Source organism: Actinomadura monticuli, from assembly GCF_041463655.1.
Lineage (GTDB): Bacteria > Actinomycetota > Actinomycetes > Streptosporangiales > Streptosporangiaceae > Spirillospora > Spirillospora monticuli.
In genome coordinates, this window is record NZ_JAXCEI010000006.1 from 275,336 (window position 1) to 289,204 (window position 13,869).

A 13,869-nucleotide genomic window follows, 5' to 3' on the forward strand; every position below is an offset into this window, starting at 1 on the left:
CTGCCCTGGTCAAGTCTCGCGAGCGCGGAGATCGCCTGTCCAGCCGTCCTCCGATTCGCTCGGGGAACGGCCGGACGGGCGAGCGATCAGGCGACGCCGGCCTGTTCGCGCAGCAGTTGCCATGCCGCACGCCGGGCGCGGCTGTTGAGTGACGACTTGAATTCGGGGTCCGAACCGAAGTACTTCTCGCCGAGGGTGGTGATGGTGTCGACGTGGTCCATCACCTTGTTCTCGAATTCCTTGTCGAAGACGACTCCGAAGTTCTCCAGGTCGTTGGCGACGGCGGCCTGCTGGACCTTCGGGACGGCCATCGTCTCTTCGAGTGGCCGGAGAAGATCCTGTTCGGTCAGGTTCGTGCCGAACTTGGCGTTGAACTTCTCGATCAGCTCGGCCAGCAGTGACTTCTCGGGCTCCTGGGCGCCGCCGGAGCCGTCCCCGAATCCCTTGACCACCGCGGCGCCCTCGGGGGTCAGGCTGAGGTCGTGCTCGCCGGTCTTGTCCACCCGCATGTGGGTGAGGTCGACCTCGCCGATGTCGACACCGCCGTCGGCGCGCCTGGGAAGCCGGTTGAGCAGGTGCCGTCCATACAGGTAGAGGCGCTCCAGGTCGGCATCGCGGTACGGGACGATCTGCGACAGGAACCCGTACTTGCGCACGTAGTCGTTGAGGTCCGCGCGGAAGTCCTCGGCGATCTCGTGGTCGTCGCCGTCCTCGCTGTCGATCAGCGTTGTGAAGCGCACGACGGCCGGGTTCAGCAGCCGGTACAGCTCGGCGTGGAGCTTCTCCCAACGCGCGGTCGAGCCACCGGCCTTCTCCTCGGCTTCGAGGTAGGCGCGGGCGAAGTCGTCCATCTCCGCGTTGGCGAGGATCTGCGCCGACATGACGCGGCTCTGCGCGGTGTAGAGGAGGTTCGGGTCCGAGGGGAGGGTCATCGCCTCCTCGTAGTACGGACGGAAGGCCTCCTGAATGTCCTCGGCGTCGTTGACGAAGTCCACGACCGCGAGGTCGGTCTGGCTCTTGCGGTCGGCGGTCCGGTTGAGCCGGGACAACGTCTGGACGGCCGAGATACCGGCCAGCTTCTTGTTGACGTACATCGTCGTCAGCAAGGGCTGGTCGAAGCCGGTCTGGTACTTCTCGGCGACGACGAGGATGCGGTACTCGGGCTTGCCGCGTCCGCCCGCCTGCGTGCTGAGGTCGTCGGCCCGCGTGTACGCGAACGCTTTGGGAAGGCCGCTCTCGGGCAGCCCGCCGTTCTCCTTGGACTCGGTGACCTCTTCCTTCTCGTAGGTGAGGGAGCCGGAGAACGCCACCAGGACACCGATGCCGTATCCCATGTCGTCGATGTGCTGCTTGATCGCACGCGACATCTGCACAGCGCTCTTGCGCGACGCGGTCACCACCATGGCCTTGGCGCGTCCGCCGAGCCGTCCCTGCGTGTGCGCCCGGAAGTGCTCAACGATGATCTTCGCGTGCTGGGCGACGGTCGATGGATGCGTGATCGCGTACCGTGCCAGGAGCGTGTTCGCCTTGGACGGGTCGACCTCTCGCTCGTCGGGGTTCTTGTTGACGAGCTTCCAGTACGTGTCGTAGGTGACGTAGTTGCGCAGCGGGTCGAGGATGAAGCCCTCCTCGATCGCCTGCCGCATCGAGTAGGTGTGGAACGGCCGGTACGTCGGCTTGCCGTCCACGGTGTCCTGCGTACCGAACAGCTCCAGCGTCTTGCTCTTGGGCGTGGCCGTGAACGCGAAGTAGGACAGGTTGGACGCCTGCGAGCGCTGCGCGGCCCTGTGCTCCAGCTTCGCCTCGACCGTCGCGGCGCCCTCGTCCTCGTCGTCGGCGTCCAAGCCCAGGTCGCGCAGTGCGGCCTTGACCGCCGTCGCCGCGTCCCCGGACTGCGAGGAGTGCGCCTCGTCCACGACAATCGCGAACCGGTGACCGGCGATCTCCGTCGGGTTGCGCCGCAGGAAGTCGATCAGCGCCGGGAACGTCTGCAGCGTCACCGTGATGATCTTCCCGGACGACTGGGACAGCGCCTTCGCGAGCTGCTCGGACTTGGCCCCGATCTTCTCGTCGATCTTCACCACGAGCCCGGCGGTCTGCTCGAACGCGCCGATCGTCTCCCGCAACTGGGCGTCCAGGTTCCGCCGGTCGGTGATGACGATGACCTTGTCGAAGACCGGCGCCCCCGGCTCGACACCGTCTGCCACCGCCTCCGGAGCCAGGTCCGCCGCGTTCACGGAGGTGTGGAGCGACGACAACCGGTGCGCCAGCCATGCGATGGTGTTCGACTTGCCCGACCCGGCCGACGCCATCACCAGGTAGTTGTGACCGGCCCCGTGACGAGCGGCATGCGCGATGAGCTTCTTCACCACGTCCCACTGGTGGTAACGCGGGAAGATCATCGTCTTGCTCGTGCGACCCCCGGCGCTCTTGCTCTTCTGCTCGTGGACGAACCGCTGGAGCATGTCCAGCCAGGTGTCCGACTCCCAGATCCGTGTCCAGAGGTACGAGGTCGCGTACGTTCCCGGCTCGACCGGTGCCGGGTTGCCCGCGCCGCCGGGCTGCCCTGGCCCTTCGGACCCGGTGTTGAACGGCAGAAACCGTGTTTTCTGACCCCGCAACTGCGTCGCGACGAACACGAGATCGGGATCAACGCAGAAGTTCGCGACCACCCGATGCCGGAAGATCAGCTCGCTTGGGTCACGGTCACTGCGGTACTGCGCCTTGGCCTGCTCCACACCCTGCCCGGTGAGCGGGTTCTTCAGCTCGGCCGTCGCGACCGGTATCCCGTTGACGAACAGCGCCAGGTCGAGCCGGTTGCCCTTGTCGGCTTGCTTGGTCGCGTACTCCAACTCACGCACGACCGTCAGCCGGTTGGCCCGGTACTCGTCCAGGACGGAGTCGTCCAGTACGAGGTTTGGTTTGAAGTACGCGACGCGGATCAGGACACCTCGGTCTTTCACGCCCTTGCGCAGGACGGTGAGCACCCCGTCCTCGACAATCGCCTTGTCGAGCCGCTTGGCGAAACCGACCTGCGCTGCCTCGGTGCTATTCCCGTAGAGCATGACGAGCCGCTCCCACTCATCGCCCTGGGTGTCCCCGATGAACGTGAAGAGCTGCCGCGTATCCAGCCCAAGCTCCGGCCGGTAATCGCGCGGATCGCCTTCCTGCCAGCCTCCCTTGAGCATCGCCGCGACGATCGCGTCCCCGAACGCCCTCTCGTCATGCACCGGACTCATGCCCTACTCCGTAACCCCACGACCGGACGCCGTGGACACATCGAATTGCCCCGTAACCGCCGCCGTAATCAACGCCTCCCGTCGTTCGCCCAGCAGTTCAGTCTGTCGGCGACGAAGTCTGCGCTGACGATCGACCAGTCTTACTTGCCGCTTTATTTCTCTAGCTACTTCCCTCTGGCGATTCAAAGAGATGGAGGGGACTTGGATATTTCTGATGTCTGGCAGTGAAAGTTGCGTCTTGGTTCCTCCGTATTGACTCTCCATTAGTCCGCGTTGGGTGGACGGCGAAGCAATCAAGAAGGCGAGCCATTCGCTGTCGATCTTGTGAGTTTCGGGACGCGTCAGACAAACGTGCTGGCTGACGTAGCCATCCGCTACATCGTTGTTGGCCAGTGCCACCCACCCGGCGTTTGCCCCTGTGATGCCTATGAGGACATCCCCAATTTGAATGCGCGACCTGGTGGCTTCAACTATAGCTTCCTTGGGCAAGGAAACATAAGTAACGCTGCTCAGCTTTGGCTGGATGCTGTCTGAGTGTAGATTTGCGCTACGAAAAAACAAAGCGCCGGAATCGGTGGCATACGTGCCCCAGCCGCGCGACCCGCTGGTGACCAGTGTCGTCGCATAGCCAAGCCGGAATCGTGGAGCGTCCTGTGTCTGCTCCAATGAGAGGTCCAGTATGTGATGACGCCGCTCAGCCAGCAGATTCTCCTGCCGCCTCATAGTTTCCACTGCTTTGCCGATGCGAACGGTCTCGGCGTCGAGGAAGTCGGCGATGCGCCGCTGTTCTTCCAGTGGTGGAAGTGGTAGAACTAGGTTTGCCAGCGTTGGTGCATCGAAGGCTGTCGACCTTTCTCTGATTCCCTTGGCAAGTGAAGTGATACGCCCGTTTAGGGCCATCTGCCGCAGAATGTAGGCGTAGTACCGTAGGTCGGTCCGGGGTTTGGGTGTATATGCGTGGACAACGGGCGATGCTTTCCCATCAGAATCGGATACCCCGATAGCTCCAGCGAAGCCGTCCATGCTATGGACGACTAGGTCGCCATTTCTGATTCCTTGGTAGCCGATCTCCTGGACAGCTTCAGTAAATCCGTCCAGCCTGCGGTTTGCTCGTAGAGTCACCCTTCCATCACGGAACGCCGTGACCACCTGGTCGGTGGTATTGGTCGAGCGGCGTTCGCGATTCATCAACCACTTGGCGCGTTGTGTATCCCAGGTTTCGGGAATGTGGCCAACTCCCGGAACTAACGTCATTCGGTCACCTCGCTGAGGAGGGTCTGGATTTCGGCTTCGAGGGCCTTGAGTTCTGCGTCGATCTCGGCGAGGGGACGTGGGGGTTTGTAGACGTAGAAGTGGCGGGTGAAGGGGATCTCGTAGCCGATCTTGGTTTTGGTGTGGTCGATCCAGGCGTCGGGGACGTGGGGGAGGACCTCGCGCTTGAGGTATTCCTCGACGTCCTCGTCCAGCGGGACGTTCTCGTAGTCGCGGAGGTCGGTGTCGGGTTCGATGACGCCCTTGCGCACGTACTGGATCTCGCCTTCGGGGTCGCGGACGCCGATGGCGTCGCGGACGGCCTTGGCGAACGGGGCACCGGGCGGCCACTGGAGGCCGGCGTCGACGACCGCGCCCATGAGGGCGTTCAGCATCTCCGGCTTGGTCGGCCAGGTGGTGCCGAGGAGCGGGCGGATCGCATTGATAAGCGCTTCGGCGTAGCCGAGCTTCTGGACCTGCTTGGACGCCTCAAGCGCCGCCAGGGTCTCGTCCGTCAGCTCGAAGCGGAGCTTGAGCGGGCGTTCGACGGTGATGCGGCGGTAGCCGAAGTCCTGGTTGCGGAAGACCTTCACCTTGCCGTGCAGCGGGTGCTCGGGGTCGGCGGCGACCTCCAGGGCTTCGCTGTAGAGCTGGGTGATCTCGGCGATGTGGTCGGGACGCCCCTCCAGGCCGTCGCCGATCTCCTTGCGCTTGTCGCCGAGGGACTTGCGCATCTTCTGCCAGTAGTCCCGGGCGTCCAGCAGGACGACCTTGCCCTCGTGGTCGGGGTGCTTGCGGTTGGTGACGATCCAGAAGTACGTCGAGATGCCGGTGTTGTAGAAGAGCTGGTCGGGCAGGGCGACGATCGCTTCGAGCCAGTCGTTCTCGATGATCCACTGGCGAATCCGGGACTCACCGGACTCGGCGGCGCCGGTGAACAGCGGGGAGCCGTTGAAGACGATCGCGATGCGGCTGCCGCCGGCCTCCCGCGGCTTCATCTTCGAGATCATGTGCTGGAGGAACAGGAACGAGCCGTCGTTGATGCGCGGGAGCCCGGCCCCGAAGCGTCCGGACTCGCCGAGCGTCTCGTACTCGTGCTCGACCTCCTCCTTGACCTTCTTCCACTCGACGCCGAACGGCGGGTTGGCCAGCAGGTACTCGAACTTGGTGGTGCGGTGGCCGTCGTCGCTGAAGGAGTTGCCGAACGCGATGTTGTCCGGCTCCTGGCCCTTGATCATCAGGTCGGACCGGCAGATGGCCCACGACTCGGGGTTGAGTTCCTGCCCGTACACCTCGACGACCGCGTCCGGGTTGAGGGAGGTGATGTACTCGTGCATGGTGCTGAGCATTCCGCCGGTGCCGCAGGCCGGGTCCAGCACCTTGCGGACGACGGTCGGGACGCTGAGCGCGTCCGCGTCCGGCGCGACCAGCAGGTTCACCATCAGCTTGATGACCTCGCGCGGCGTGAAGTGCTCACCGGCCGTCTCATTGGAAAGTTCCGAGAAGCGCCGGATGAGGTCCTCGAAGAAGTAGCCCATGGCGTGGTTGGACACGACTTCGGGACGGACGTCCAGGTCGGCGAAGCGTCCGACGACCTTGTAGAGCAGGTTCGCGCCGTCCAGCCGCTTGATCTGCTGGGCGAACTCGTACTTCTCCAGCACCTCCCGCGCGTTCGGGGAGAAACCCGCGATGTACTTGGCGAGGTTCGTCGCCGCGTGCTCCGGGTCGTTGGCGATCTTCGCGAGGGTGTAGCCGGTGGTGTTGTAGAACGACTGGCCCGACGCGCGGCGCAGGAACCGGTCGGTGTCCATGTCCTTGCCCTCGAACCGCTTGACCGTCTCCTGGACGTCCGAGCGGGTCGGCTCCAGGACGGTCTCCAGCCGGCGAAGCACGGTGAACGGCAGGATGACCTTGCCGTAGTCCGACTGCTTGAAGTCTCCGCGCAGGAGGTCGGCGACCGACCAGGCGTGATTCACCAGTTCGGTGTGCTTGCTGTGGTTCAAGGGGTTCCCTTCCGGATGTGACGGCCTACAGGGCAGGGATTCTCAAGTCTGAGGCATGGGCGACGGCCTGCGCTGGGGCTCATGGCGATTCGGTCGCCGGAGGAAGCAGCGCGCCGCTGCTGAGGGTGGTGGCTATGAGGTCCGCTGTCTCGTCGGCGCAGTTCGCGGCGTTCCGTGCGGTGCTCCGGAGTTCGTCGACCTGGCGGAACGCGTGGCCGTAAGCGGTCTGCTCGCCGATCGGCAGCAGGGGGACGCGCAGTCGGGACGCCACGAGCTGGGGCGTGGAGCTGCCGGTCGTCGCCTGGCTGATGTTGTCCGGTGCGCTGACGAACCCGGCGAGGAACCAGGGGTCGAGGCGCGCGGGGTCGGGGCGGAGCAGGAACACGCCGTTGCCGAGCAGGCATCCGGCATCGTCCTCGCCCATCACGCGCGTCGCGACGCCCTGCGGGCCGACGACCTGCGTGACCAGGACGTCCCCCGCCTCGATGACGACCGGATCGGACAGGTGCGGGTCGCGCGTTTCACCACTGGCGCGCGTCCCGCCGATCAGGTCGCGTGCCCGGAGGACGGGGCGGTCCGTGAGGTCGGCGGGCAGGGGGGCGGGCGAGGTGGCCCGCGTTCCCTTGTGGAGGGCAAGGGCGCCGCCGCGGGCCAGGTCGGCGATGGTGGCGGTGCGCCAGGTGCGGCTTGTCTCGCCGGCCGAGGAGAGTGGTCCGATCTCCGTCGCGTCGGTGAGTTCGGCGATGTCGGCCTTGAGGCGTTCGATGAGCTGCGTCACGTCGCGCAGGGCCGCGTCCGGGGTGATCACCGGTGCCGTCCGGACGTGTCGTGCGGGCGAGAGGTCGACGAGATCGTCCAGGAGGTCGATCGCGGGGACGGCCCGCGCGGTGCCCGGGATCTCGGTGAACTCGCCGCGGCCGGTGAACGCCTGCCAGGTGCCGACGATCGTCTCGTGAAGGCCGTTGGAGGCGGACTCGTCGGAGGCGTCCATCAGCAGGACCAGGTCGCGGCCGGGGCGGTCGGGCTCGGGGGCGCGGAGTATCCACAGGTGAAGCCCGATGTGGTGCGGCACGGCGAGACCCGCCGGGAGGGCGATGACCCCGTACAGCGCCCCCTGCCGGAGCAGTTCGGCCCGGATCCGGCGGCCGGACGGTCGTGACGCCGTCGCCGGCGGCAGCAGGAGCACGGCGTGGCCGCCCTCGGACAGATGCGCCAGCGCGTGCTGGACCCAGGCGAGTTCCGGCTCCGAACGCGGCGGCACTCCGTAGGCCCACCGGGCGTCGAACGCCAGGTCGTCGTGCCCCCACTCGCGGTCGCCGTAGGGCGGGTTGCACACCACGGCGTCCACGTGCAGGTCGGGGAAGGCGTCGTCGCGGAGGCTGTCGCCGGGACGCACGTCCACCGATGCTGCGGGCGCCGCCTCGGCCAGCCGGGCCCTGGCCTGGGACGCGGTGACGGGACGGTACTCCTGGCCGTACACGGACGCGCCGGGCTCAAGAGCGGCGGCGACCGCGGCGAGCAGGCGTCCGCCACCGCACGCCGGGTCGAGGACGCCGCGGACGCGCGGCCCCCCGGTCGTCGCCAGCCCGGCCATCAGATCGGCGAGCACGTCCGGTGTCGGATGCGTCCCGCGGATGCCGATCGGCGCCTCGGTGTGCTCGTCGAGGACGTCGAAGACGGCGAGCGGACCCTGCTGGTCCGCGACCTGCGCGGCCGTTCGGAGGAGCGTCGCGGGGACGTCCGCCCGACCGGTCTCGGCGGCACCGGCCGACGAGAGCGCGTCCGCGTGCAGTGCGGTCAGCTCGTCGTCGTTGAGTGCTGCGATCGCGGCGCGCTTCCCGGCGTCCAGCCCGGCCAGGTGCGCGGTGAACAGTGCGACGGCCTCGGCTTCGAGCGGCGCGCGGCCACGCAGGTGGGCGCGCAGGTCGTCGCCGGCCGAGCGGGCGGGGAGCCGACCCCGCGCGTCGAGCCACTCCTCGATCTGCCGCCGGTCGTAGCTGGGGCTGGCCTCGGTGCCGCCGCTGGGCTGCGGAAAGTCGGGGTGGCGCCGGCGCCAGTTGCTCACGGTCGCCCGCGTCACGCCGGCGAGCCGAGAGATCTCGGCGGCGGTCAGCTGTTCGCTCTGCGATGCCATCGGATCATCCTCATCAGCTTTCGGGAGCATCGCCACTGTACATCACCCGTTGATGTGAATCTATTTGACAGTGCTTTCACGTCATGCTCTCATGGTCATGCTTTCAATGGCTCGACGCGAGGAGTGACGGATGACCGGCTGGGTGGCGATCGACTTCGAGACGGCGAACTCCCTGCGGGGAAGCCCGTGCTCGGTGGGGCTCGTCAAGGTGAAGGGAGGGCAGGTCGCCGAGGAGTGGTCATCGTTCATCAAGCCCCCCGACGGGCACGACCACTTCGACGCCGTCAACGTCGGCATCCACGGCATCACGGCCGACCACGTCAGGGGCGCCCCCGGCTGGCCGGACGCACTGGAGCGCATCGTCCAGTTCGCCGGCGGCGCCCCGCTCGTGGCGCACAACGCGGCCTTCGACATCGGAGTGCTCGCCGCCGCGTGCCGGGCGTGCGGCCTGCCCGTCCCGGACCTGCGCTTCGCCTGCACGCTCGTCGTCGCGCGGCGCGCCTGGAACGGCCTGCTGTCGTACAAGCTCCCGGTGCTCGCCGGCGCCCTGGGCATCGAACTGGCCCGCCACCACGACGCCGGGGCCGACGCGCGAGCCGCGGCCGAGGTGATGCTCGCCGCGCTGAGACGGCAGGGGACGGACTCGCTCGACCGGCTCCTCGCCGTCCACAAGGTCCGGATGGGCTCCTACCGGGGAGGCGTCCGCCAGGGATGCGTCTACCGGGGAGGCGCACCGCGCGCCCCGTCCCCGGACGCCGATCCCGACGCCGACCCCGACAACCCGTTCTACGGGCTCACCGTCTGCTTCACCGGATCACTGCCCGGCATGACCAGGGCGGAGGCCGCCAAGCGGATCGCGGCCCTCGGCGCCCGGACGGCCTGCGACGTCACCGGGTCCGTCCACCTGCTGGTGCTCGGCGGCGTCAAGCCCCACCAGCTCGCCCCCGGGGCGACCAGGACCGGCAAGCACGCCAAGGCGCAGAAACTCCGCGACGCCGGTCACGACATCACCGTCATCGACCACGAGGAGTTTCTCGAACTGCTCGCGGCGGCCGAAGGCTGATCCGTCCAGGCGGAGGTTCGTCGGCCTCCGGCTTCACCCCTCCGATACGCGCCGCCGTCCGCTGTCCCAGCCCAGCACCGGCGGGCGGCGGCGCCTTCCCCACGACCCCGTTCGGTGGCACGTCCGCGAAGGACGCGTCCGAGCAGCACCAAGGAGCACACCATGCGCAAGATCATCATCAGCCTCGTCGCGATCGCCGTCCTCACCGCCGGCTGCGAGCTGGAGGAGGACCCGGTCGCGGTCCAGTCGGCCGACCAAGGCAAGTCCGCGGAGAAGAGCGGCGGCGCGGCCAAGGGCAAGAAGACCTTCCCGATCAAGCTCACCGCCAAGCGGGCGCGCGCGAAGAAGAGCGTCCTGAGCGACGGCGACGCCCTGTCCTGCGTCAAGGTCACCGTCACCAACCAGACCAAGAAGCAGCTCGAGGTCAACCCCCTCTACTTCTCGATCACCGACACCAAGAACACCAAGCACGACGGCAGCTCCGCCCTCGGCGAGTACGAGGGGCAGATCGCCACCACGGAACTCGCCCCGCGCGAGAAGGCGACGGGCCTGGTGTGCGCGAAGGGCACATTCCGCCCCAAGGTCGTCGCGATGACCAACCCCCTGTTCGACGAGGCCGCCCGCGCCCAGGTCGCCTCCTGAGCAGGAAAGGGCGGCCGGCGGGTCGAGAGCCCCGAGGAAGAACCGGCCTGGTATTCGGGAAGCCGCCTCGCCGACGACCTCTCCCTTAGCGGCGCCAACCGGATGAGTGCACTGCCGCAAGGACTCTCAGGGGTTGGCGTTGCGGGCGCGGATCGTGCTGCTGTGCGCCGAGGGCGGCCGATCGCTCAGGGGACCCAGGAATCGCGATGGTGCTCCAGCAACCACTGCGCATGTGCTCGGACATGCGGGGCCAGCCGGGCGTGGACGGGGTCGCGGTCGGCGGCCTGGAGGAGGATGGCCCCGACTGTGAGTTCGGCGAGCCGCCCCTCGCGTGTCGCCAGGATGTTGGAGAAGGTGTCGCGGACGCGGGCCGCCAGGTCTGGGATGGGAAGGGTGTAGGCGTAGAGGTGGGCGGCGTCGAATCCGTAGGGGGCAGGGCCGAAGCCTTCCCAGTCGAGGATGGTCAGTTCCGGGCTTGTGAGGTTGGCCCAGTGGAGATCGCCGTGGGCGAGGGTCCAGCGGCCGACGGTGGTGTCGATGCCTGCTTCGCCGAGGTAGCGAGGGATGGTGCGGTGTACGTAGTCCTGGCTGATGACGCGAGGGCGGTTGTCCGGAACCGGTGTGGTGGCGACCGTGCTCGTAGCGCGCTGCAATCGGGACCACCATGCGTCGGGCAGGGCGATTGGTTCGGTGAGATCTGGAGTCGGGGAGCAGACGGGCGCCGTTACGTAGGTGCTGAGCTCGGCTCGGTAGGCATACCCCTCGTTGACCCAGTCGGCTGAAGCCAGCAGCCGGGGGCGTGGGATCTCTACCGGAAGAGTGGCAGCGGCTTCTTGAGTGCCGGTCCATAGCTTTCCCCCCTCTTTGCCGACTGGTGCTTCCAGCACTCGGAGCCAGGCGTTTCCGGAGGACGTCGTGACGGGGGCGCCGATGGTCCTTCCGCTATGGCCCCAGGTTTCTGTTGTGCCGCTGGCGGGCGCGCAGCCGAGCTGAATCGTCGCGCTGGCGAAGGCGGCGTGCATCCGTTCGCGGACGTCGGGATCGTCAGGCTCGAAGAACACGGCAGATGTCCTGGAGATGCGGGAGTTGAATGGCTGGACGCTGGAAGGCGTTGAGTGCTTCTTGCCAGTGTGCCGCAGTTGACGCCGAAAGCAGGGCTCCGGTGAGCCCAGGCGTGGAGGCCACTACCGCGAGAGTCGCGGCGACCTGTGAGGATCCGGGCCTGATGAACTCGGCCAGGTCGGAAGTGACCAGGTCGATGAGTTCGCCGCCGCTCAGTGGCGCGGAGGCCCACACCTCCAGACCGGCCCCGGCGGCCTCCGCCACGGGACCGGCGCCGTGGAGGGCTTGGGCAATGGGTGTGAGTTCGATGAGGTTGACGGGTAGTTGGATCGCCCGCAGATGGGTTCGGGTGCTTCCCGCTGCTCGTCGCGCTGCGGTGACGAGGTCCTGAACGGTGAAGGCGCCGCTGGTGAAGCCGCTCCAGGTGGCGATGCCGTAGCCGGCGATGTCGCCTTGGTGGGCGGCTTCTTCGAAGATCGTGAAGGCTTGGGTGATCCTTTCGAGTAGTCGGCTTCGGTCTCCGTGGGCGCCGTGTTCGGGGTTGTGCAGGTACAGCAGGTCGAGTCGGCCGCGGCCCACCTCGGTGATGTTGGCGGTGATGCGATGTCGAAGGTAGGCGGGCGCTATGGAGTGGCAGGCGGCAGCCTCTTCGGAGGTGATGGGCCCGCCTGCCGAGCGGCCCGGGCTTGGTGTCGGGTCATGTGGCCCGCCTTGGTGGAGATGCGCAGCCCAGGTCGGTCGGGTAGCAGACCGGCCAATTGAGCATGTGCGCTGCCTCGCGCGTAGACAGGCGCGGTGTCGATGACGGTGACCCCCGCCGCGATGGCGGCGCGGGCGGCGGCGGTCACGTCGCGGCATCGGTAGGTGCCCAGGCCAAGGACCGCCATCATGCTTCGCCCACGGCGATGATCCCGCTGCGCAACAACTGGTCGAGGAGGTCGACGGCCTGGTCAGTGGTGACGTTCGCGGCCTGGGCCAGAGTGCTGAGCGTGGTCGGCTGACCGGAGATAAGCGCCTCCAGTAGTGGGGTCGCTTGGGACGCGAGTGTCCAGCGTTGGCCGGCGGCCTCCAAGGTCAGGGTTTGCTCGGTGCGGTGCAGGACGGCCCGGAGCGTCACTAGCCGGACGAGTAGATCGGGGTCGTCCTTGAGCCGCTCGTGCACCGCGTGTGGCAACGAGAAGCCGCCGCGAGCCCCGGAGGCGGCATCACGCGCGGCAAAGTATGCATCGATCACCGCAGGGTCGTTGAGGCGTTCGGCCAGGAGCTTGCTCATCTCATGGCGCCAGACCGCTTGGGCGTCCGGGCCGGCCAGGCGGGGGAGGTCGGCGCGGACGGATGGTTGTGCACGTAGCTCATCCACGACCCACGACAGCAGGTCGACCCCGGTGTGCGTGGCCAGCCCGCAGGTCAGGTGGAGCGAGTGCTGTCCGGTGGACGCGGCAGCGGCGTGCCACCAACCGCGCGGGACATGCAAGGCGTCCCCGGCCTGGAGGACGAACTCGTCGATCGGATGCTCGGGTGGCGCGTCGTCGAACTCGACGTCTCGATACATCGGAGCGGGACGGGTGGGGCCGTAGATCCGCCAGCGTTTGGCCCCCGATACCTGGAGGACGATGACGTCGTGGTCGTCCCAGTGGACGCCGAATCCTTCTCTCGCCGTCCAGGAAGCGTAGGCGTTGACCTGCATGCCTGTACGGAGATGGCGCTCGAGCGTGCTCACCATGGCACCGATCGGCGGATGCATCTCCTCGATCGCGTCCAGGACCAGCGTCGCGCCGTTGCGGAGCTGCTCGGCGACGAGATGCGGCTGCGGAGCTTCCCACGGCGGCATGCGCCGGTACGTCCGGCGCTGGCAGTACTCCGACGCCGGGATGGTGGCACCGTCGGCGGACAGCCGAAGACGCGGCGGCTCCAGCCGATGAGTGTCAAGGAGTTGGTTCAGTGCCGCCCAAGCCAGCAGACCGGCGAACCGGTCTCGGTCGGCGGACGATGCGGGATAGACCCGGTGGGTGCGGCCCAGGTCCTGGGCGAGGAACCGTTCCCCGCCCAGAACCTCGACGATCAAGTCGATCATGATCGTCGATCAGCCGTCGTTGAGATCGGACTTGCCGGTGGACCCGCCGTCGGACGGCTGGGTGGCGCGGCCACGCGCCGCGACGATCTTCTCCACGGCCACCACCAGGCCGCTTGCCTCGCTGCTGTCCACTGGGAATCTCCCTTCCCGCTCCGCCTCTGGTCGGCGGAGCTGTCGAGCTTCACCTTGTGTCCCTTGGCGAGATCGGAACAGTGAACGAAGCCGTGGCTTGCTCCCGTGGAACCGACCCACGGACGCGTCTCGCTGATCGCCATGGCTTGCGGCTTGCGCGCCGCTACCCCCTGACAGGGGGGTCTTCGGCGAGTCAAGGACGAATAGCGACGTGACCAGGCGTAGGTACTTCGACCCCGGATCGGTCCCCGTGGGGTTCTGGTGTCGAG

11 protein-coding genes are annotated in these 13,869 nt (G+C 67.4%); 2 read left to right on the forward strand and 9 right to left on the reverse strand.

Annotated features, from left to right (window positions below; translation table 11 throughout):
• Nucleotides 1-86 precede the first annotated feature (86 nt).
• The 4 genes from SM611_RS15890 to SM611_RS15905 all read right to left on the reverse strand — a co-directional run bounded on the left by SM611_RS15890 (nucleotide 87) and on the right by SM611_RS15905 (nucleotide 8,627).
• Nucleotides 87-3,239, reverse strand: a complete 3,153-nt coding sequence (locus SM611_RS15890; protein ID WP_371950308.1) for a type I restriction endonuclease subunit R — start codon at nucleotides 3,237-3,239, stop codon at nucleotides 87-89.
• Between the two features lie 3 nt (nucleotides 3,240-3,242).
• Nucleotides 3,243-4,493 (reverse strand): restriction endonuclease subunit S, encoded by a 1,251-nt coding sequence (locus SM611_RS15895; protein ID WP_371950309.1) that lies wholly within the window; start codon nucleotides 4,491-4,493, stop codon nucleotides 3,243-3,245.
• On the reverse strand, nucleotides 4,490-6,493 hold the full coding sequence (locus SM611_RS15900) for a type I restriction-modification system subunit M (protein WP_371950310.1): 2,004 nt from the start codon (nucleotides 6,491-6,493) through the stop codon (nucleotides 4,490-4,492). Before SM611_RS15900 ends, SM611_RS15895 begins: the two co-directional genes overlap by 4 nt.
• Before the next feature lie 79 nt (nucleotides 6,494-6,572).
• Nucleotides 6,573-8,627 carry an N-6 DNA methylase gene (locus tag SM611_RS15905; protein ID WP_371950311.1) on the reverse strand — a complete coding sequence of 685 codons (2,055 nt, stop codon included), beginning with the start codon at nucleotides 8,625-8,627 and terminating at the stop codon, nucleotides 6,573-6,575.
• 130 nt (nucleotides 8,628-8,757) lie between these two features.
• Between SM611_RS15905 and SM611_RS15910 the strand changes: the two genes are divergently transcribed.
• Nucleotides 8,758-9,690 (forward strand): exonuclease domain-containing protein, encoded by a 933-nt coding sequence (locus tag SM611_RS15910; protein WP_371950312.1) that lies wholly within the window; start codon nucleotides 8,758-8,760, stop codon nucleotides 9,688-9,690.
• Nucleotides 9,691-9,852: 162 nt separating this feature from the next.
• A complete protein-coding gene (locus tag SM611_RS15915) occupies nucleotides 9,853-10,332 on the forward strand; it encodes a DUF4352 domain-containing protein (RefSeq protein WP_371950313.1) in 480 nt (159 codons plus the stop codon).
• 185 nt (nucleotides 10,333-10,517) lie between these two features.
• Here the strand turns inward: SM611_RS15915 and SM611_RS15920 are convergent, their stop codons facing one another.
• The 5 genes from SM611_RS15920 to SM611_RS15940 are packed head-to-tail and all read right to left on the reverse strand — an operon-like array spanning nucleotide 10,518 to nucleotide 13,600.
• Complete coding sequence (locus SM611_RS15920; protein ID WP_371950314.1) at nucleotides 10,518-11,393, reverse strand: phosphotransferase; 876 nt, start codon at nucleotides 11,391-11,393, stop codon at nucleotides 10,518-10,520.
• Entirely contained in the window at nucleotides 11,377-11,973 is a 597-nt protein-coding gene (locus SM611_RS15925; protein WP_371950315.1) for an aldo-keto reductase family protein, read from the reverse strand. The genes SM611_RS15920 and SM611_RS15925 overlap by 17 nt, the downstream gene beginning before the upstream one ends.
• 44 nt (nucleotides 11,974-12,017) lie before the next feature.
• Entirely contained in the window at nucleotides 12,018-12,284 is a 267-nt protein-coding gene (locus SM611_RS15930) for an aldo/keto reductase (RefSeq protein WP_371950316.1), read from the reverse strand.
• The gene (locus tag SM611_RS15935) at nucleotides 12,281-13,468 is read right to left on the reverse strand and encodes a cupin domain-containing protein (RefSeq protein WP_371950317.1); all 1,188 of its coding nucleotides are present in this window, start codon (nucleotides 13,466-13,468) and stop codon (nucleotides 12,281-12,283) included. Before SM611_RS15935 ends, SM611_RS15930 begins: the two co-directional genes overlap by 4 nt.
• A gap of 9 nt (nucleotides 13,469-13,477) precedes the next feature.
• A complete protein-coding gene (locus SM611_RS15940; protein ID WP_371950318.1) occupies nucleotides 13,478-13,600 on the reverse strand; it encodes a hypothetical protein in 123 nt (40 codons plus the stop codon).
• Nucleotides 13,601-13,869 lie beyond the last annotated feature (269 nt).